At 70.4% G+C, this 19,381-nt stretch carries 16 protein-coding genes; 7 read left to right on the top strand and 9 right to left on the bottom strand.

Features of this window, described 5'->3' with window-relative positions:
- Positions 1-89: 89 nt before the first annotated feature.
- Complete coding sequence (locus AC25YV_RS02140) at positions 90-2,009, top strand: anthranilate synthase family protein (protein WP_488122169.1); 1,920 nt, start codon at positions 90-92, stop codon at positions 2,007-2,009.
- A gap of 36 nt (positions 2,010-2,045) precedes the next feature.
- Here the strand turns inward: AC25YV_RS02140 and AC25YV_RS02135 are convergent, their stop codons facing one another.
- Entirely contained in the window at positions 2,046-3,365 is a 1,320-nt protein-coding gene (locus AC25YV_RS02135; RefSeq protein ID WP_488122168.1) for a M50 family metallopeptidase, read from the bottom strand.
- Between the two features lie 79 nt (positions 3,366-3,444).
- Between AC25YV_RS02135 and AC25YV_RS02130 the strand changes: the two genes are divergently transcribed.
- The 3 genes from AC25YV_RS02130 to AC25YV_RS02120 all read left to right on the top strand — a co-directional run bounded on the left by AC25YV_RS02130 (position 3,445) and on the right by AC25YV_RS02120 (position 6,550).
- Complete coding sequence (locus tag AC25YV_RS02130) at positions 3,445-4,023, top strand: hypothetical protein (RefSeq protein ID WP_488122167.1); 579 nt, start codon at positions 3,445-3,447, stop codon at positions 4,021-4,023.
- A 90-nt stretch (positions 4,024-4,113) separates the two neighbouring features.
- The gene (locus tag AC25YV_RS02125) at positions 4,114-4,821 is read left to right on the top strand and encodes a YcnI family copper-binding membrane protein (protein WP_488122166.1); all 708 of its coding nucleotides are present in this window, start codon (positions 4,114-4,116) and stop codon (positions 4,819-4,821) included.
- Between the two features lie 70 nt (positions 4,822-4,891).
- Positions 4,892-6,550, top strand: a complete 1,659-nt coding sequence (locus AC25YV_RS02120) for a Mur ligase family protein (RefSeq protein ID WP_488122165.1) — start codon at positions 4,892-4,894, stop codon at positions 6,548-6,550.
- A 13-nt stretch (positions 6,551-6,563) separates the two neighbouring features.
- On the opposite strand, the gene dxr is transcribed toward AC25YV_RS02120, so the two are convergent.
- On the bottom strand, positions 6,564-7,646 hold the full coding sequence (gene dxr / locus AC25YV_RS02115) for a 1-deoxy-D-xylulose-5-phosphate reductoisomerase (protein ID WP_488122164.1): 1,083 nt from the start codon (positions 7,644-7,646) through the stop codon (positions 6,564-6,566).
- A gap of 53 nt (positions 7,647-7,699) precedes the next feature.
- Positions 7,700-8,647 (bottom strand): FKBP-type peptidyl-prolyl cis-trans isomerase, encoded by a 948-nt coding sequence (locus AC25YV_RS02110; protein ID WP_488122163.1) that lies wholly within the window; start codon positions 8,645-8,647, stop codon positions 7,700-7,702.
- A gap of 110 nt (positions 8,648-8,757) precedes the next feature.
- On the opposite strand from AC25YV_RS02110, the gene AC25YV_RS02105 reads away from it, so the two are divergent.
- Entirely contained in the window at positions 8,758-9,534 is a 777-nt protein-coding gene (locus tag AC25YV_RS02105; protein ID WP_488122162.1) for a lysophospholipid acyltransferase family protein, read from the top strand.
- On the opposite strand, the gene AC25YV_RS02100 is transcribed toward AC25YV_RS02105, so the two are convergent.
- The gene (locus tag AC25YV_RS02100) at positions 9,503-10,000 is read right to left on the bottom strand and encodes an OsmC family protein (protein ID WP_488122161.1); all 498 of its coding nucleotides are present in this window, start codon (positions 9,998-10,000) and stop codon (positions 9,503-9,505) included. The genes AC25YV_RS02105 and AC25YV_RS02100 overlap by 32 nt on opposite strands.
- Before the next feature lie 51 nt (positions 10,001-10,051).
- On the opposite strand from AC25YV_RS02100, the gene AC25YV_RS02095 reads away from it, so the two are divergent.
- Together AC25YV_RS02095 and ald are read left to right on the top strand one after the other, a co-directional pair.
- The gene (locus AC25YV_RS02095) at positions 10,052-11,041 is read left to right on the top strand and encodes an asparaginase (RefSeq protein WP_488122160.1); all 990 of its coding nucleotides are present in this window, start codon (positions 10,052-10,054) and stop codon (positions 11,039-11,041) included.
- 55 nt (positions 11,042-11,096) lie between these two features.
- On the top strand, positions 11,097-12,212 hold the full coding sequence (gene ald, locus AC25YV_RS02090) for an alanine dehydrogenase (protein ID WP_488122159.1): 1,116 nt from the start codon (positions 11,097-11,099) through the stop codon (positions 12,210-12,212).
- 32 nt (positions 12,213-12,244) lie between these two features.
- Here the strand turns inward: ald and AC25YV_RS02085 are convergent, their stop codons facing one another.
- From AC25YV_RS02085 to AC25YV_RS02065, 5 genes are all read right to left on the bottom strand, one after another.
- Positions 12,245-12,688: an N-acetyltransferase family protein gene (locus AC25YV_RS02085; protein ID WP_488122158.1), complete on the bottom strand. Its 444-nt coding sequence runs from the start codon at positions 12,686-12,688 to the stop codon at positions 12,245-12,247.
- A 74-nt stretch (positions 12,689-12,762) separates the two neighbouring features.
- The gene (locus tag AC25YV_RS02080) at positions 12,763-13,992 is read right to left on the bottom strand and encodes a saccharopine dehydrogenase family protein (protein ID WP_488122157.1); all 1,230 of its coding nucleotides are present in this window, start codon (positions 13,990-13,992) and stop codon (positions 12,763-12,765) included.
- A 23-nt stretch (positions 13,993-14,015) separates the two neighbouring features.
- On the bottom strand, positions 14,016-15,581 hold the full coding sequence (locus AC25YV_RS02075; protein WP_488122156.1) for an APC family permease: 1,566 nt from the start codon (positions 15,579-15,581) through the stop codon (positions 14,016-14,018).
- A gap of 32 nt (positions 15,582-15,613) precedes the next feature.
- Complete coding sequence (locus tag AC25YV_RS02070; RefSeq protein ID WP_488122155.1) at positions 15,614-18,460, bottom strand: FtsK/SpoIIIE domain-containing protein; 2,847 nt, start codon at positions 18,458-18,460, stop codon at positions 15,614-15,616.
- 93 nt (positions 18,461-18,553) lie between these two features.
- Complete coding sequence (locus AC25YV_RS02065) at positions 18,554-19,324, bottom strand: PP2C family protein-serine/threonine phosphatase (RefSeq protein WP_488122154.1); 771 nt, start codon at positions 19,322-19,324, stop codon at positions 18,554-18,556.
- Positions 19,325-19,381: the final 57 nt, after the last annotated feature.

Here is a 19,381-nt window from a genome sequence, read left to right as displayed (position 1 = left end):
TCTCTTAGGCGGGTGTTCGCACGACGACAGACCGCCTTCGGGCGGTCTTCTTCGTGTAAGGCGACTGCCCGCCCGACGAAAGACCGACGATGACCGGGTCCGATTCCTCCACCATCGGGGAGCTCGCTGCGCGCGGCATCCCCTTCGCCCTCATCGCGCGCAACGGTGAGACCGTCGAGCTGCTGCGAGGCGACGTCGTCGACGTCGATCTGCTCGCGGACATCCCCCTCGAAGACGCCGACGGCACGCCGCGCGAAGTCCTCGCGCTCGTGCCCTACCGCCAAGTGCGCGAACGCGGCTTCACGTGCCACGACGACAACGCGCCGCTGCGCTGCCTCGTCGTGACGACGCACGAGCACCTGGCACGCGACGAGGTCATCGCAGCTCTCCCGTCGCAGCCGGTCCCCCTCGACGATGCCGGCTTCGACATCTCCGACGACGACTACGCCGACATCGTGCGTCGCGTCATCGCAGATGAGATCGGTCGGGGCGAGGGCGCGAACTTCGTGATCCGCCGCGACTTCACCGCGGATGTCGGGACGGATGCCACCGTCGCAGCGCTGACGTGGTTCCGTGCGCTGCTCGAGCACGAACGCGGTGCGTACTGGACGTTCGTCGTCGTCACCCCCGACCACATCGCCGTCGGCGCGAGCCCGGAGGCGCACGTGAGCGCGCACGACGGAGTGGTCACGATGAACCCGATCTCGGGCACGTTCCGCCACCCCGAGGGGGGCGCGACAACCGAGTCGCTGACCGAGTTCCTGCGATCGACGAAAGAGACCGAAGAGCTCTTCATGGTCGTCGACGAAGAACTCAAGATGATGAGCGCCGTCTGCTCGGACGGTGGGCGGATCACCGGACCGCATCTCAAGGAGATGTCGCGCCTCACGCACACCGAGTACGTCCTGCGCGGGCGCAGCACGATGGATCCCCGCGACATCCTGCGCGAGACGATGTTCGCGCCGACGGTCACCGGATCGCCCATGCAGAACGCCTGCGCGGTCATCGAGCGGCATGAGCCCACACCTCGCGGCTACTACTCGGGCGTGGCCGCACTGTTCACGCCGATCGGCGGGCGGGGTCGGACACCCGCTGCGGGAGGGGCGACGCACGATCTCGACGCGCCGATCCTGATCCGCACTGCTTACCTCGCAGGCGGCCGCCTGCGGGTGCCCGTCGGCGCGACCCTCGTGCGCCACTCCGACCCCGACGGCGAGGTCGGCGAGACGCACGGCAAGGCCGCCGGAGTTCTCGGCGCGATCGGCGCGATCCCGCGCGACAGCGCCGCCCCCGTGGCGACCATCGACGAAGACGAGCCCGCCGCCGAGCCGCGCCGCCTGGCCGACGACCCCGAGATCAGCGCCCTCCTGCAGTCGCGCAACGCCCGTCTCGCGCAGTTCTGGCTCAACCCGCAGGACCCGGAGGGCGACGGACCGTTCGCGGGGCGCACAGCGCTCGTCGTCGACGCCGAGGACCGCTTCACCACGATGCTCGCCCACCAGTTGCGCCGACTCGGCCTCGTCGTCGAGATCGCGCCGTGGCACGCCGTCACCGACGCCCAGATCGAGACGGCCGAGCTCGTCGTCGCGGGCCCGGGTCCCGGCGACCCACGCGATGCGAACAGCCCCCGCATGGCGCGCATGCGCGATGTCGTCGCCCGACGTCGCGCGAGCGAGCGGCCGCTCCTCGCGGTCTGCCTCAGCCACCAGATCCTCTCCGACTCGCTCGGCATCGAGCTGGCCCCCCTGGCGTCCCCCCATCAGGGACTGCAGAAGACGGTCGACATCTTCGGCGAACCCGCCTCCATCGGCTTCTACAACACGTTCACGGCGCGCGTCCCCGCGGGGACGACGCACGTGGGCGAAGCGGAGATCTCGGCGGATGCCACGGGCGACGTGTACGCGCTGCGCGGCCCCGGATTCGCGTCGGTCCAGGGCCACCTCGAGTCGATCCTGTCCCGCGACGGCATCGCCACGTTGGAACGACTCGTCGCTCACGCCCTGCGCTGACCCGATTCGCGCCCTGACCGCGGGCGCTGCCCGGCGTCAGAACAGCGAGATCGGGTTGAACAGGTCGGCGAGGATGAGCACGCCACCCATCACGAGCAGCGCGATGAAGACGGCGAGCGTAACGGGCACGAGTCTCGTCGCATCGACGGGTTTGGGCGGCGGACGTCGGAACAGCTTCGCCCACGCGCGCTTGATGCCGTCCCAGAGCGCCACGACGACGTGCCCGCCGTCGAGGGGCAGCAGCGGAATGAGGTTGAACACGAACAGCGCGATGTTGAGCGAGGCGAGGAGCCCCAGGAACCCCGCCGTGCGGTTGAGGATCGGAGACTCCGACGCGGCGACCTCTCCGGCCAGGCGCCCGGCCCCGACGATGCTGAGCGGACCGTTCGGATCGCGCTCATCGCCCGTCACGAGCGCGACGCCGGTCTCCCAGATCTTCACCGGCAGCTGCCAGATGATGCCGGCGACGGCCGCGACGTTCTCGACGGCGGCCTGCGGGCCCGACCAGATGGGCTGGCGCACGTAGGCGACGGTCGGACCGATGCCGACGAACCCGACGTCTGCGTACTGCACATCGCCGTCGGCATCGAGGATCGGATAGCCGCGGTCATCGGTCACGGGCTGCTCGACCGGCACCGGCGTCACCCGCAGCGTCTGCTCGACACCGTCGCGTTCGATGAGGATGGGGATCGTGTCGCGTGCCGAGGCGCGGATGATGTCGGATGCCTCGGCGAAGGTCGTCACGGGCGTTCCGTCGACGGCGAGCACGACATCACCGGGCAGGATCCCGGCCTCAGCGGCCGGCGCGCGCGGATCCGACGGCTCGCACTGCGTGCGCTCGGCAGATGCGGGGATGGCGCACTCGCTCACCCGGGCGACCGAGGTCGTCGCGCTCTGCACGCCGATGCCGCTCAGCAGGATCGCGAAGAGCACGATCGCGAAGAGGAAGTTCATGAGCGGCCCGCCGAGCATGATGACGACGCGCTTCCACACCGGCAGGCGGTAGAAGACGCCGTCCTCGGCGCCCGCCTCGAGCGTCTCGTCGTTCGCGGCGCGGGCATCCTGCACCATCGTCGCGAAGAAGCCGCCTCCGGCGCGACCGCCGCGCTCTGCGGGCGAGGGCGGATACATGCCCGCCATCGAGATGTAGCCGCCGACCGGGATCGCCTTGACGCCGTACTCGGTCTCACCGACGCGGCGCGACCACAGGGTGGGCCCGAACCCGACCATGTACTGGCCGACGCGCACGCCGAATCGCTTGGCAGGAACGAGGTGACCGATCTCGTGGAGGGCGATCGACACGGCGAGACCGACGACGAGCAGCACGACGCCGATCACGAATGCGAGAAACTCCACACGCACACGGTACCTGCGCGCGGCTTTGCGTTGGCTCGGAGCCCGCGCGTGCTCTACTGTGACGATCGGAGAGGATCCCATGCACACGCGCCACACCCGGACGCTGCGCGGCGCTGCCGCCGCCGCGGTCGCGACGTGGACAGCCGCTGTGTCGCACACGGTCGGAGGGGGCGAGGCGCCCGCTCCCCTGCTGATCGGGGTCGTCGCCGTGCTGGCCGCACCCTTCGCCGTCGTCCTCGCGGGCCGGCGACTCGGGCTCGCGCGTCTGGCCCTCACCGTTCTCAGCGCACAGGTGCTCTTCCACGTGGCGTTCGCCGCGACGGCGGGCGCGGGCGGAACGGTGCGCGGTCACGTGCACGGCCGCCCCCTCCTGACGGGCGGCGCGAGCACGGCATCCGTCCACCCCGACCTCGGAATGTTCGTCGCGCACATGGCCGCCGCCGTCATCACGGTCGCTCTGCTGCACCGGGGCGAGCGGATGCTGCGGGCGCTCGGCCGTGGCATCGCACGCCTGTTCGCACTCACGCCGGATGTCGTCGTGCTGCCGTGGCCCGTCGTGCTGACGCGTGCGGTCTCCCCTCGCCTCGCGCCCCTGCGGGCGCGTCTCGCCGATGACCTCGCCCGGCGGGGTCCTCCCGTCGTCGTCGCCGCAGCCTGAGGGCTGCACCCGCCCCTGCCGCGCCACGGCGGGGGAACCTCGCGCACGCCCGGATCCGGGCGGCGCCCACCGACGACGAAAGAGACACTCATGACCACTTCCCGCTTCTCCCGCCTGCTCACCGCCGGAATCATCGGCGGCGTCGCCCTCGCCGTGGCGATCCCCGTCGCCGCATCGGCGCACGTGCACGTCGACCCCGGAGCGGTCTCGGCGGGCACGACCGAGACGCTGACCTTCTCGTTCTCGCACGGCTGCGACGGCTCGCCGACGACCGCGATCGTCATCACGATCCCCGACGGGGTCGGCAACGCGACACCCATCGTGCAGGGCGGCTGGACCGTCACGCGCGAAGACGGCGCCGACGGTGTGCCCGAGACGGTGACGTTCACCGCCGACAAGGCGATCGACGACGGGCTGAAGGCCACGGTCTCGATCGACGCGATGTTCGAAGAGGGAACCGCAGGCCAGACCCTCGCCTTCCCCGTGCTGCAGGAGTGCGCCGAGGGCTCGAACGACTGGAGCGAGATCGCCGAGGACGGCCAGGATCCGCACGACCTCGCCGCACCGGCACCGCTCGTCGAGGTCGGCGAAGCGGTCGCGGCCGGTGACGGACACGGCGACGCGGGCGATGCTGCGGAGGCCGAAGAGGGCTCGGCGTCCGGACATGACGGCGAGGCCGTATCGGCATCCGTCGCGGGTGACGACACAACCGCTCGCTGGCTGGCCGGTGGCGCCCTCGTCGCGGCGCTCGCGGCCCTCGGCGTCGCGCTCGTGCGAGGCCGTTCAGCCAAGCGCTGAGGCGATCCTGGGAAGGCCGCATCCTCGGCCTTCCCAGGACACCCCGCGCGGGTGATTAGATGGACTGGCCATGCCCAGCGACTCCCCCCTCTCGAACCTCCCGCCTGTTCTCCGGCCGGATGCTCCGCCCGTCCACGCGCTCGATGATCTCGCCGCCCGCTTCAACGCCGACGTGCGCGGCTCCACCGCCGGCGTCCAGCTGAGCGGATTGACCCTCGCAACGGCGGATCTTCGCCCCGGCGACCTCTTCGTCGCCGCGCAGGGCGGCACGCGCCACGGCGCCGAGTTCGCCCAGACCGCCGCCGCCAAGGGCGCTGTGGCGGTCGTGACGGATGCCGCCGGAGCCGACCTCGCCGAGGCATCCGGTCTTCCCGTGCTCGTCGTCGACGACCCGCGGGGGCTGCTCGGCGACCTGTCGGCGTGGGTCTACGGCACGGGGCGCGACGATGACCTGCCGATTCTGTTCGGCACGACCGGGACCAACGGCAAGACGAGCGTCTCGCACCTGCTCGAGGGCATCCTGGGCCAGCTCGGGGTGGTGACGGGCCTGTCATCGACGGCCGAGCGGCACATCGCGGGTCAGATCATCGTGTCGCGCCTGACGACGCCCGAAGCGTACGAGATGCACTCACTGCTCGCCCTCATGCGCGAGCGCGGCGTCGAAGCGGTAGCCGTCGAGGTGAGCGCTCAGGCGCTGAGCCGCCGCCGCGTCGACGGTCTCGTGTTCGATGTCGCGGGCTTCACGAACCTCACGCACGACCACCTCGACGATTACGCCGACATGCGCGAGTACTTCGAGGCGAAGATGCCGCTGTTCCGCCCCGATCGGGCCCGACGTGCCGTCATCAGCATCGACCACCCCTCCGGCGCCGAGATCCTCGCCCGCAGCGAGATCCCCGCGCTCACGGTCGGCATGCCTGCCGTGGCTGTCGATCCCGATGCCGCACGCGCGGCCGACTGGGTCGTCGAGGTGCTCGATGAGCGACAGGACGGCACCCGCTTCCGCCTCACGGGGCCAGAAGGCCGCACCCTCACGACCGTCGTGCCCGTCATCGGCACGCACATGGCCGCCAACGCCGCGCTCGCGATCGTCATGATCCTCGAGGCCGGATACGCGTGGGAGCGCGTGCGCGACGCCCTCGACGGGGGACGCATCACGGCCTATCTGCCCGGCCGCACCGAGCTCGTCTCAGGCGACCGCGGACCCGCCGTGTACGTCGACTTCGGACACACTCCGGATGCCTTCGAGAAGACCCTCGCGGCCGTCCGCCGGGTGACCCCCGGCAAGGTGGTCATGCTCGTCGGCGCCGACGGCGACCGCGACGCGACGAAGCGCCTCGATATGGGGCGCACGGCGGCCGAAGGCAGCGACATCCTCGTCATCACCGACCACCACCCGCGGTTCGAGGATCCTGAGTCCATCCGCGCGACTCTCATCGAGGGCGCGCGCCGTGCTCGGCCCGACGCCGAGATCCACGAGTACACGCCGCCCGAGCGCGCGATCATCGAGGCGATCTCGCTCGTGGGTGAGGGCGACGCGATCCTGTGGGCTGGGCCGGGTCATCAGGATTACCGGGACATCCGCGGCAACCGCGCACCCTACTCGGCGCGTGAGCTGGCCCGTCGCGCGCTGCGCGCCGCCGGCTGGCCGGTGCCCGACTCGCGCTGGCCTGTGCCGTACGCCGGCGACGAGACGCCGCCGTCCGACCCGCTGCGCCCAGCGTTCTGACGCGGCGACGCGGCTATGCGCTCGCCATGATGCGGTCGGCGGTGGCGCGCGCCCACGTCTCGGCCTCGGCGAGGCTTTCGCGCGTCAACTCGGTCGGCGCTTCGTGCATGTCGACGACACGCTCGATGGTCTCGACGATTCCGGGGAACGAGAGTCGTTTCTCGTGGAAGGCGTCGACGGCCTGCTCGTTGGCGGCGTTGAAGACGGCGGGGTAGGTTCCTCCGGCGCGTCCGACGCGCTTCGCGAGCGAAACAGCGGGGAACGCCTCGGCGTCGAGCGGCTCGAAGGCCCAGGATGTCGCGGCCGTCCAGTCCAGCGGCGCACCCACGCCCGCGATCCGGTGCGGCCAGTCCAGACCCAGCGAGATCGGCAGCCGCATGTCCGGCGGGGAGGCCTGCAGGATCGTAGACCCGTCGGTGAACTCCACCATCGAGTGCACGATCGACTGCGGATGCACGACCACCTCGATGTCGCCGTACGGCACCCCGAAGAGCAGGTGCGCCTCGATCACTTCGAGACCCTTGTTCACGAGTGTCGCGGAGTTCGTCGTGACGACGCGCCCCATGTCCCATGTGGGGTGGGCGAGCGCTTCGGCCGGCGTCACGGCGTCGAGCTCGTCGCGCGAGCGGCCTCGGAACGGGCCCCCGGATGCCGTGAGCACGAGGCGGCGCACTTCGTGACGCTCGCCGGCGCGCAGGGCCTGAGCGATGGCGGAGTGCTCCGAGTCGACCGGCACGATCTGACCGGGTGCGGCGATCGAGGTGACGAGCGCACCGCCGACGATGAGCGATTCCTTGTTGGCCAGGGCGAGCGTGCGTCCGGCCTCCAGCGCAGCGAGCGTCGGCCCGAGGCCCACTGAGCCCGTGATCCCGTTCAGCACGACGTCGGCGTCGATGTCGCGCACGAGCTGCTCTGCCTCGACGGCACCGAGGGCCGTGTGCTCGACGCCGAACTCGTCGGCCTGCGCCGCGAGCATGGTGCGGTTGGATCCGGCGGACAGCCCCACGACCTCGAAACGACCGGGGTTGCCGCGGATGACGTCGAGCGCCTGCGTTCCGATCGAACCGGTGGAGCCGAGGATCAGGACGCGACGCATCCCGTCAGCTTAGACGCGGGCCGGCATGGTCACCCAGCCGACCCGCGCTTGTGTCACTGAGCGGCAGGAGAGGCGGCCGCGAGGATGTCGACGACGAAGACCAGGGTCTGACCGACGAGGTCTTCCTCGTTGATCTCGCCTTCTCCGTACGCGGCCGAGGGCGGGAGCACCGCGATGACCTGCGAACCGACGGTCTCGCCGATGACGGCGTCGGCGAAGCCCTGCACGACACCACCGCTGGTCGAGAAGCTGAACGGCTGGCTGCCCCAGCTCTGGTCGAAGACCTCGCCGTCGTTCCACGAGACGCCGTGGTACTGAACGAGCACAGCGTCGCCTTCCTTGACCTCGGCGCCGTCGCCCTTCTTGAGCGTGGCCTTCTCGAACTCGGTCGGAATGTCGCCCTCGGGCAGCGTCACGGTCGGGGCACCCGACTCGTCGAGCTCGACCGTGGGGAAGCCGTCGACGGGGTCCTGCTCTTCGCCCCAGGCGACCGACTCGCTCGTGCCGAGCACGTCGAGAACCCAGATGGCGGCGGGCGAGCCCTCGGACTCGGGAAGAGCCATCGCGATGCGCGAGCCCACGGTGGCGCAGCCGAAGAACTGGTCGGGGCCGGTGCCGACCGAAACCTGCACGGGCAGCAGATCTTCGCCGTAGCCCTCGGTGCCGGTCTCCTCGCCGCTGGTCGCGTCGAAGACGGTCAGAGCGTACGTGACGAGGTCGCCGTCCGAGAGCGGGTCGCCATCGCCCTCTTCGATCACGAGGCGCTCGGCGGTCTCGACGGTCAGCGGGCCGTCGAACTCGATCGTCGCGGACTCGCCGACCTCACCGCCCACCTCGAGCGACTCGACGATCGGGCCGGAAGGCTGGGCGACCGCGCACAGGTCGCCGCCCGCGTCCGCGGTCGACGTCGGCGTCGCTGCGGGGTCGGGAGACGAGCAGCCCGCGAGAGCGAGCAGCGCGACGGCGGAGACGGATACAGCGGCGAGGGAGCGGATGCGCACGGAGGAACCTCGTGTTCGATAGGCGGAGGTTCCATCCTTCACCATTCTCCTTTGCTCCGGCTGTGAAGGACATGCCCAGCCCGGTATGCGGTCGGGAGTAATCTCGTTCGGTGACTTCTGCCGACGTACCTGAGCCCGCCGACAGCGCTGCCGGTGAGCCGGCGCGCCGCATGGGGGCGACGTACGCGCTCGGGCGCATGGTGCTCACCCCCCTCGCACGAATCATGTACCGCCCCCGTGTCATCGGCAAAGAGAACGTGCCGCGCACCGGTCCGGTCATCTTCGCGAGCAATCATTTGTCTTTCATCGACTCGATCGCGATCCCCGTGGCAGCCCCCCGCCCCGTGCACTTCCTCGCGAAGTCCAGCTACTTCGACGGCACAGGCGCCAAAGGATGGGTCTCGCGCACCTTCTTCACGGCGATCGGCGCGATTCCCGTGCAGCGCGGCGCCGGACAGGCCGCCCTCGATGCCCTCGATCAGCAGCGTCAGCTGCTCGAAGACGACCGCGCCGTCGCGCTCTATCCCGAAGGCACGCGGTCACTCGACGGGCGCCTGTACAAGGGCCGCACGGGCGTGGCCTTCCTCGCCCTGCAGACCGGCGCACCGGTCGTTCCCGTCGGCCTCATCGGCACCGACAAGGTCATGCCGGTCGGCGCCTCGGCCCCGTCGCTCAAGCACCGCATCACCGTGAAGTTCGGCGAGCCCCTCGATCTGTCGCATGCGGGGCCCGCGACGTCGGGTCGCGCCCGGCGCATCGCGACGGACGAGATCATGGCGGCGATCCACGCACTGTCGGGCCAAGAGCTCGCCAACGCCTACAACGAGCTGCCCGCGCAGAGCCCGATCGAGCGGATCAAGCAGGTCCTCCCCCACGAGCGCCTCTGACGACCTCGACCGACGGCTCGTGGCGCACGGGGAAGTTCACCGAGTTGCCGATGAAGCACCACTGCGCCGCCTGCGTGTGGGCTGCCGTCGCGGCATCCGTCATCGACGCGTCGGCGACCGTGACCCGCGGGCGCAGCACGACCTCACGGAAGGCTCCCCCGCCGCGACCGTCGAGCTCCAAGACGCCCGTCGCCTCGTCTTCGTACGCGACGACCACGACGCCCGCCTGTACGCACGCGTGCAGGTACGCCAGCAGGTGGCACTCGCTCAGCGCGGACAGCAGCATGTCTTCAGGGTTCCAGCGCGTCGGATCCCCGCGGAAGGGCTTGTCGGCCGAGGCGAGCAGCGTGGGCTTGCCGTCGACCTCGAGCGTGACACTGCGGTCGTAGTCGCGATAGCCCGACGTGCCCGTTCCGCGGTCGCCCGTCCACGTGCTTCGTACGGAGTACCGATGCTCGCCCCACATGCGACACAGTCTGGCACGCGCATACCCCCCGCACGGCGATAGGATTTCCGGATGCCGCAGACCTTTCCACTGACGGGAGCCGTCGAGCTCGCCGTCGTCGAACGCAGCGGTTTCGTCGAATCCCGGCACGCCGGAGTCGCCATCACCCTGGCCCCCGACGGCACCGTCGTCGAAAAGCTCGGCGACGCCTCGGCACTGTTCCTCCCCCGCTCCAGCCTCAAGCCTCTGCAGGCCCTCGCATGCCTCACCGCGGGGGCGACGCTCGAGGGCGAGCAGCTCGGTCTCGCCACGGCGAGCCACTCCGGCACGGACCGACACGTCGACGTCGTGCGCGCCATGCTCTCGGCCGTCGGACTCGGCGAAGACGACCTCGGCTGCCCTGCCGCGTGGCCGATCGACCCCGCGACGCGCAATGAGCTCGTGCGCGACCTCGGGCAGCCGACATCCGTTCGCATGAGCTGCTCGGGCAAGCACGCCGCAATGCTCGCCGCGTGCGTCGCGAACGGCTGGGACACCGCCTCGTACCTCGACCTGAATCACCCGGTCCAGATGCACATCCGCGAAGTCATCGAGCGCCTGACCGGGGAGAAGATCACGGCGAGCGCGGTCGACGGCTGCGGTGCCCCGATCTATGCTCTGACCGTCTTCGGATTCGCTCGTGCCGTGCACCGCATCGGCACGGCCTCGACGACATCGCCGTTCGCCCTGCACCGCAGCGCCGGCGCGCTCGTGCAGGCGGTGCGCGCACACCCGTGGACGATCGATGGTCCCGGCCGCCCCGACACGGTCGCGATCGAGCGGCTCGGGGTCTTCGCCAAGAGCGGCGCCGAGGGTGTCATGACGATGGTCGCTCCCGATGGCACGACCACGGTCGTCAAGGTGCTCGACGGCTCGGGCCGCGCCGGCACGGCCGTCGCGCTGCGGCTGCTCGAGCGTGCCGGCGCGCTGTCGTCTCAAGACGTCGCCGACACCATGTCCAAGCTCCCGCTCGCCGTCCACGGCGGCGGCACCACCGTCGGGGCCATCCGCCCCTCGGTCTGACCGCTCTCACCCAGAGCACAAAGCGCTCCAACGGCGGAGCGGAGAGGAACACATAATGCGCATCAGCATCCCCACCGAGATCAAGAACAACGAATACCGCGTCGCCATGACGCCGGCGGGCGTCCACGACCTGGTCGCCGTGGGCCACGAGGTCTTCGTGCAGCGCGGAGCCGGCCTCGGCTCGTCGATGCCCGACGCCGAGTACGAAGCCGCCGGTGCGACGATGCTCGAAGATGCCGCCGAGGTCTGGGCACGCGCCGAACTGCTCCTCAAGGTCAAAGAGCCGATTGCGAGCGAGTACGACTACTTCCGCGATGACCTCGTGCTCTTCACCTACCTGCACCTCGCGGCGGATCGGCCCCTCACGGAGCGTCTGATCTCTGACGGTGTCACCGCGATCGCGTACGAGACGGTGCAGCTGGTCGGCGGAGGCCTGCCCCTTCTTGCGCCGATGAGCGAGGTCGCGGGCCGACTCGCGCCGACCGTCGGCGCGGCGACGCTGATGCGTTCGGCGGGCGGACTCGGGCTGCTCATGTCGGGCGTGCCGGGCACGCGCCCCGCCACCGTCACCGTGATCGGCGGTGGCGTCGCGGGAGCGAACGCCGCCGTGATCGCCGTGGGCCTCGGTGCCGACGTCACGATCTTCGACACGAATGTGCAGCGCCTGCGCTACCTCGACGATCACTTTCAGGGGCGCGTCAAGACCGCGGCATCCAACCCCTTCGACCTCGATCGCGCCGTCGTCGCGTCGGATCTGGTCATCGGATCGGTGCTCATTCCCGGTGCGAAGGCGCCCAAGCTCGTGACGAACGACATGGTCGCGCGGATGCGTCCGGGATCGGTGCTCGTGGACATCGCGGTCGACCAGGGCGGATGCTTCGCCGACACGCGTCCGACGACGCACGCCGACCCCACGTTCCCCGTGCACGGCAGCGTGTTCTACTGCGTCGCCAACATGCCCGGCGCCGTGCCGAACACCTCGACCTCGGCCCTCACGAATGCGACGCTGCCCTACATCCGGCAGATCGCACGGCACGGCTGGCGCGATGCGCTGCGTTCGGATACCGCGCTGGCGGCCGGTCTCAACACCGTCGGCGGCGCCGTCGTCAACGCGGGCGTCGCGAACGCCCACTCCCTCGACCTCGTTCCCCTGGCGGACGCGCTGGCCTGACCCGGATCCAGCCGCCTCGCTCGGCGCAGGGATCAGTCGAGCGTTATCTCGTAGTGGATCATGCCCGTCCGGGTCGCGACGCGGTCGTAGAGGGCACGGGCCGTCGCGTTCGATTCCGCGGTGAGCCAGTAGACCTTCGCCGACCCGTTGCGCTCCGCCCACGCGCGCACATGCTCGATGAGGGCTGTGCCGACGCCGCCGCCGCGCACATCGGGCGCGACGAACAGATCCTCGAGGTAGCAGTAGTCCGTCGTCGTCCATGTGGCGGCGTGTGTCAGCCAGTGCACGATCCCGACTGCCACGCCATCCTGGCGGGCGATCGCCCCGTGCATCCCGGAGCTGTCGTCGATGAGGCGGTCGAACGTCGCTGCTGTCGTGGCGTCGTCGAGAGTCGCGCCGTAGAACGAGAGGTAGCCGTTCCACAGCGTGAGCCACTCGGCGTGATCGGCGCGCTCAAGGGGTGCAGTCGAGGTCATCGGACCAGCGTAACGAGTCGTGCCTCGCTGCACCCGCCCCTCCCAGGGCCCCGGCGCCTGACGACGCGCGACGCTCAGCCGACGGGCTTTTCCTGGATGCCCCACGGGGACCCGTAGCCCTCGGGTGCGGGCGCGGCGAGCAGGTCGAGGAACGGCTTGGCATCGAACGCCTCAGGACCGAGCACACCCACCCCCGACCAGGCACCCGTCGCGAGCAGCTCGAGCGCGATGACGGGGTTGATCGCGGTCTGCCACACGACGGCCTGCGAGTTGTCCTCGCGCATCGTGACCTCGTTGTCGGCGACGTGGTACAGGTAGGTCGATCGCGCAGCGCCGTCCTTGCCTGCGCCTCTCACCCACACCCCCGCGCACGTCTTGCCCGTCATCCTGTCGCCGAGCGTGGCGGGGTCGGGCAGGCACGCCGCGACGACGTCGCGCGGCGAGACGCTGGTCCCTTTCACGTCGACCTTGTCTGTGCGGTCCAGTCCGAGCTTGTTCAGCACCTTGAGGACTTCGATGAACTCGTCGCCGAGGCCGTATTTGAACGTGACCCGCTTCGCGCCGGTCCACCGCGGCATGAGCAGCGCTTCCTCGTGCTCGACGTTGACGCACTCGACGGGGCCGATGCCCTCGGGAAAGTCGAAGACCTCCGGCTCGGAGAACGGCTCGGTCGTGTACCAGCCGCGGTCCTTCTCATAGATGACCGGCGGGTTGAGGCATTCCTCGATCGTCGTCCAGATCGAGAACGACGGAGCGAAGTCGTACCCCTCGACGACGAGGTTCGCACCGTCGCGCACGCCCAGTTCGTCGATCTCGCTGAAGAGGTGGTCTTCGGCGTAGCGCGCGAAGACGTCCGAGAGCCCCGGTTCGACGCCGATGCCGACGAGGGCGAGCCGTCCGGCATCCGCCCATTGCTGTGCTTTCGCGAACTGCTCATCGCCGAGCTTGACGCCGGTCAGATCGAACGGCCGTTCCGGATGCCGCTGCGACAGGCTCATCGCCATGTCGAGGTACGTCGCACCGGCCGCGAACGCGCCGTCGAAGATCGGCATGACGAAGCGCGGATCAACGGCGTTGAGCACGTGGGTCACGTCGTGCGCGCGGAGGAGCGCTGCGACCGAGTCCGCGTCGGACCCATCGACCTGGGCCGCGACGATCCGGTCATCGGCGAGTTCCGCCGCGAGCGCCTGCGGACGAGCGGGGTCGTAGTCGGCGATCACGAGCGTGTCGAAGAAGCTCCGCCGGATGGCGATGCGGGCTGCCGCGGAACCGACGCCGCCCGCGCCGATGATGAGGATGCGCATGCTGTCTCCTGTCACGGTCGCGGTCACGCGATTCCGCCGTCGACGGAGCGGGTGACCTCGCCCGGCGCGTCGGGCACGAGCACCGGGGTGTCGCGGTTGAGGCTCTCACGGCGGAAGAACCGCTTCGACCGCGGAAAGAGAAACCACACGAGCATGAGGATGACGCCGACGGCCAGGGCGCCCACTCCGATCACGAACGTTCCGCCGATGCCGAACAGCACCGTGTAGCCGTAGTCGACGTCCCACATGTCGATCGCCGACTGCACGAACGCATACGTGAGCATGAGCGCACCCAGCAGGGGCAGCACGAGCCGGTAGACGACGTTGCGGGCCGACGTGAACAGCTCGCGCCGGAAATACCACACGCATGCGTAGCCGGTCACGGCGTAGTAGAACGCGATCGCGAGGCCGAGCGAGAGGATCGAGTCCTGCAGGATATTGTCGCTGATGAGAGTCATGCCGATGTAGTACAGCGACGCCACGATCCCCATCACGAGCGTCGAGAACGACGGCGTCTTGTACACGGGATGCACCGCCTTGAAGCGCGCCGGCAGAGCCCGGTAGACCGCCATCGACAGCGTGCCGCGCGCCGTCGGCAGGATCGTGGTCTGCGTCGACGACACCGCCGAGATGAGCACGGCGACCACGAGCAACCAGCCGACGGGGCCGAGCAGTCCGTCTTTGACCGCGAGGAAGAAGTCGTCGGCATTGGCTTCGTTGCCGAGCCCGGTCCCCGACTCACCGAGACCGGCGTACATCATGGCCGCGATCGTGACCAGCACGTAGGTGACGAGCAGAAGGACGCACGTGAGCAGGGCGGCCAGCCCGGGGATGCGCTGGGGGTCTTTCGTCTCTTCGTTGAGGGCGAGGCACGTGTCCCAGCCCCAGTAGATGAACAGGGCGAGCAACACGGCTTCGGTGAAACCGCTCCATTCCGAGAAGGCGAACGGGTTGAACCACTGCCAGTCGAATGGCGTCGGGTTGGGCGCCGTGCCGGCGAAGAACTGCCAGAGCGCCGCGACGACGAAGATCCCGAGCGCGAGGTACTGGATGGCCAGCAGCACATTCTGGATCCGCTCGCCGATCTCGACTCCGCGCCAGCTGATCCAGGTCATGAGGGCGATGAAGATGACACCTGTCGCCGTCACGAGGGGCACGTTGTCAGAGAGGAGGGCGTTCTCGCTCGTGCCGACGATGCCGTCGACGAGTGCCCAGAAGTAGATGCCGCCGATCTGCGCGAGGTTGGCGAGCACCACCATTCCTGCCACGGCGACGCCCCAGCCTCCCATCCAGCCCACCCACGGGCCGAACGCCTTCGTCGCCCAGGTGAAGGTGGTGCCGCAGTCGGGCACCGCATTGTTCAGCTCGCGGTAGGCGAAGGCGATGAACAGCATCGGGATGAACGCGATCACGAAGGCGATCGGCGCCTGTGCACCCACCGCCAGCACGACGAAGCCGAGTGTCGCGACGAGCGAATAAGCGGGCGCGGTCGAGGCCAGTCCGATGACGGTGGATCCCCACAGGCCGAGTGTGCCGGCGGCGAGCCCTTTCCCCTCGGGTCGTTCCAGATGGATCGGGGTTGTGACCACACCCCGAACGTACGACCGCGCTCTGTGGGCGGTCAAGGAGTCGGCCCGGGACGTTCTGACCGGATGCCGCGCCCTTCAAGGACGATCCGCACGGCGTCACCGCCCTGCGAGATCAGCCAGGCGCGTCCCGCGCCGGGGACCGCGTACGGCGGCAGATCGCGGCATCCGCTCAGTACGCGGTATTCGGCGGCGCACGAGGTGTCGATGACCAGCTCGTGATCGGCCCGCACGCGGGCGAGCAGCCGCCACTCGCGCTGCCAGTCATCGGGGTCGCCGACGAGCACGACGGGGCCGTAGGCCGTCACAGAGGGGTCGGCAGCGTATTCGTCGAGCGAGAGCGAGCGCACGCCGGTGTCGGCCCACGCCTCGAGCGCCGCTCGCGCCGCCGCGCGGCGCCGTGTCACGAGTCCTGTGAGCGACGCGCGTGGGACCCAGGGGGCATCTGGAGCCCCCGACGCACGGGTACGGATGCCGTCGGGCAGCGCCACCTGCACGGCGAGGGCTCCGAGCCGGCCCCGTCCAGGCGGAGCGTCGACCGCGTAGCACGAGGGATCACCGCCGGCTGCGAGGTGCTCGGCGCGCGATGTCGTGGCGAGGACGAGGCGCCTCGGCAGCATCTCGCCGAGGCGGGCGGTGGCACCCACGAGGCGCTGCGTCGCCGCGACGACGAGGATGCCTGCCGCACCCGCACCGCGGAAGAGCATCTCGAGCCGTTCGGTCACGAGCTGTGCATGCTCTGGCGACAAGCGGGCCGGTACGGCATCGAGGTCGTCGACAATGACGACGGTGCCGGGCGGCGGTGGGTCGTCGACGAGGGCCGCGACGGCATCCCACATGGACTCGCCATCGCCCGAGATGCGGCGCACGGCGCGCGCCTGCTCGGCGATCGTGTCGAGCACCGTCGTCTTGCCCGAGCCCGGGCCGCCGACCACGAGCAGGCCGCGATCAGCAAGCCCGAGTCCGACCGCGCGCTGCCGCTGCCGCTCCGGCTCGTCCGCGACGCCGATGAGCAGATCGGCGGCGTCCGGATCTGTCACCAGGGCCTTCGTCCGCGCGAGCGAGATCATGGTCGGCAAGTCGGGCAGCCACGGCCGCCGGGGGGCCGGGCCCACCGCCCGCCGCGCGACGGCGGTGATGTCATCGCCGCCCGTCAGCGCGACGCGGACACGTTGCGGGTGCGCGTCGGCAGCCCGCCGGATCAGCGCGACGCCGCGCGACGCGACACCACCGGGGAGAACCGCGGCATCGTCGGTGCCGATGAGCGCGCGACTGTCGGCGGCATCGGTCACCCGCAGGCTGAGGCGCAGCGGGCAGTTCGTCAGCAGGCTGTCGCGGATGACGCCCGCGGCACGCTGCGTCCCGAGGATGAGATGCAGCCCGAGCGCTCGTCCGCGCGCGGCGATGTCGCCGAAGACGGCGTGCAGTTCAGGATGCTCGGCGAGCAGAGCCGCGAACTCATCGACGACCACAACGAGACGGGGTAGGTCCACACGCTCGTCGAGGATGTCGCGCGCACCGATCCGCGCGAGCTCGGCCTCCCGCCACCGGATCTCGGCCCGCAGGCTCTCGATCGCCCGCCGAGCACCGGACCCGTCGAGGTCGGTGATGACGCCGGTGACGTGCGGCAGTGCTCGCAGCGCGTCGAACGCCGTGCCGCCCTTGAAGTCCGCCAGCAGAAAGCTCACATCGCGCGTCGAACGACCCGCTGCGAGCGCGAGCACCCAGGTGATGAGCAGCTCGCTCTTGCCTGAGCCGGTGACCCCGGCCACGACCGCGTGCGGGCCGTCCGCGACGAGATCGACCGCGAACGGATGCCCGCCCGCGAGGCCGACGACGGCGTCGAGCGTGCCCCTGCCCGGGGCGGAAGGGCTACCCGCGAGGTCGGCGAAGCGCACCGGCTCGTCGCCGTGCGGCGTGAAGCCGAGCGTGCGCGCGGCACGGCCGGCCAGCTCCCCCGCGATCGCGGTCGCCTGCTCGATACCGACGGCTTCGACCGCGACCTCGCGGGTTCCCGTTCCGTCGTCGAGCATCGCGCGGTGGGGTGACGATACCGATAAGCGGCCGCGACAACCCGGTGGCGGGTCGGCTCCGGGCGTGACGACGGCGATCGTGATGTCGGCCGGCGGCGACATCGGCTCGGCCGTCACGGCGAGTGTTCGTCCGGTCGGAGCGTGGCAGTGCGGCAGCTCGCGCATCCAGGCGAGGTCGGCCGGGATCGCCCCCACGAGCCGCAGAGCGCCGGGTGCCGTCGCGAGGCACAGCTGCAGCACCAGCGCGCGGTGCACGGCCGAAGCGAGCGCCGGACCGCCCGTGATGGCGAGCCCGTCATCGGCCGCCATGAGCACGGGCGCCCCCGGCAGGCGCGTGGCTCGGGCCCGCAGCGAGGAGGCGTCTGCGTCGCCGGCGCCTCCGCTCACGCTCAGGCCACTCGGCACCTCTCCTGTGCCCACGACGAGCGCGGCCGACCGATCCGAGAGTTCGCGCCACACGTCGCCGTCGCGCGCCGCGAACCTCGCGACATCGGGATGCCGCGCCCACCGGCGTCGACGCTCGGCGTCATGCCGACGCTCGACCGACCTCGCGACACGGCCTCGCGCGAGCGCCGCCGTTTCGGCGGCCCGCTTCTTCTCACGCCGCGCGGCCCGCCGCCCGTCGACGACGCTCGCGAGTGCGATGAGTGGCCCGAGCCCCGCCAGCAGGAGCGCGAAGAGCGACCCCGTCACGAGCCACAGCACGACGGCGCCGATGACCGGCACGGCCGAGGCGATGAGCGGTAGCGGCGGACGCGCGGGTGGTGTCCACGCGTCGGGAAGAATGAGCGGCTCGGCGTCGTCGAGTTCGTCGGCCAGGGCTCGGCGGGGTGCGGTGGCGATCGTCACCGGCCCATTCCACGCCTGTCGCCGACACTCGACGGGACGCACAGAGCGAATGTGCACGACGGCGTGCGCTGCCCCGGCTGGGGAGGAACCGTCTCAGTCGGTGCTCGTCCGCACGACGTCGAGCACGATGATCGTGATGTTGTCCCGTCCGCCGTTCTCGAGCGCCGCATCGAGCATGGCTCGCGCAGCATCCGCAGGGTCGGCGTTCTCGGCGAGGAAGTGCTGGATCCCGTAGTCGGTCAGCTCTTTCGTGAGGCCGTCCGAGCAGATGACGAAGCGGTCCCCGTCCGCCACTTCGAGTCTCACGTAGTCGGGCGTCACACCGTCGCTCGGCCCCACGGCGCGGGTGATGACGTTGCCGTACGGGTGGTTCTCGGCTTCTTCAGGACTCAGCCGGCCCGCCGCGATGAGCTCCTGCACGACCGAGTGGTCGGTCGTGATCTGCGCGATCGTGCCGTCTCGCAGAAGGTAGACGCGCGAATCGCCGATGTTGAGCGTGACCCAGTGCGGCGCGACACCGGACACGTCGAGGTACAGGCCGGTCACGGTCGTGCCGGTGCCCTCGTCGGTCGCCTCGGGGTGCGCGGAGATGTCCTTCACGGCACGGGCCAGGGCCTTCTCGATCGCCTTGGGCGTGACCGACTCACCGAGCGCGCCGAGCCGGTCGACGGCACTCGCGCTCGCTATCTCGCCCCCGATGTGCCCGCCCATCCCATCGGCCACGATGAAGAGCGGGAAGTGGGTGAGGACGGCGTCCTGGTTGATCTCGCGACGGCGTCCACGATGCGTGAGCGCGGCCCACGACAGATCGATTCGACCACCGGGGACCGTGACGGCGCAGGACTGCGTCGTTGTGTCGGGCACTGGCCGTCCTCCCCGTGAACCGGTCGCCTGGTCCGCCGGAGCGGCGGGACCGGCGTG

The sequence above is a fragment of the Microbacterium sp. Y832 genome, assembly GCF_057669765.1.
The sequence above is the reverse complement of the archived record's forward strand: the minus strand, read 5'-3'. Positions and strand labels throughout refer to the sequence as shown.

Coding starts and splice junctions, on each gene's coding strand:
- AC25YV_RS02085 (WP_488122158.1), bottom strand. CDS start 12,688: ATGACCTCGACTGCACCCCTTGAGCGCGCCGATCACGCCGAGTGGCTC.
- AC25YV_RS02125 (WP_488122166.1), top strand. CDS start 4,114: ATGACCACTTCCCGCTTCTCCCGCCTGCTCACCGCCGGAATCATCGGC.
- AC25YV_RS02095 (WP_488122160.1), top strand. CDS start 10,052: ATGCCGCAGACCTTTCCACTGACGGGAGCCGTCGAGCTCGCCGTCGTC.
- AC25YV_RS02140 (WP_488122169.1), top strand. CDS start 90: ATGACCGGGTCCGATTCCTCCACCATCGGGGAGCTCGCTGCGCGCGGC.
- dxr (WP_488122164.1), bottom strand. CDS start 7,646: ATGCGTCGCGTCCTGATCCTCGGCTCCACCGGTTCGATCGGAACGCAG.
- AC25YV_RS02080 (WP_488122157.1), bottom strand. CDS start 13,992: ATGCGCATCCTCATCATCGGCGCGGGCGGCGTCGGTTCCGCGGCAGCC.
- AC25YV_RS02130 (WP_488122167.1), top strand. CDS start 3,445: ATGCACACGCGCCACACCCGGACGCTGCGCGGCGCTGCCGCCGCCGCG.
- AC25YV_RS02120 (WP_488122165.1), top strand. CDS start 4,892: ATGCCCAGCGACTCCCCCCTCTCGAACCTCCCGCCTGTTCTCCGGCCG.
- AC25YV_RS02100 (WP_488122161.1), bottom strand. CDS start 10,000: ATGTGGGGCGAGCATCGGTACTCCGTACGAAGCACGTGGACGGGCGAC.
- ald (WP_488122159.1), top strand. CDS start 11,097: ATGCGCATCAGCATCCCCACCGAGATCAAGAACAACGAATACCGCGTC.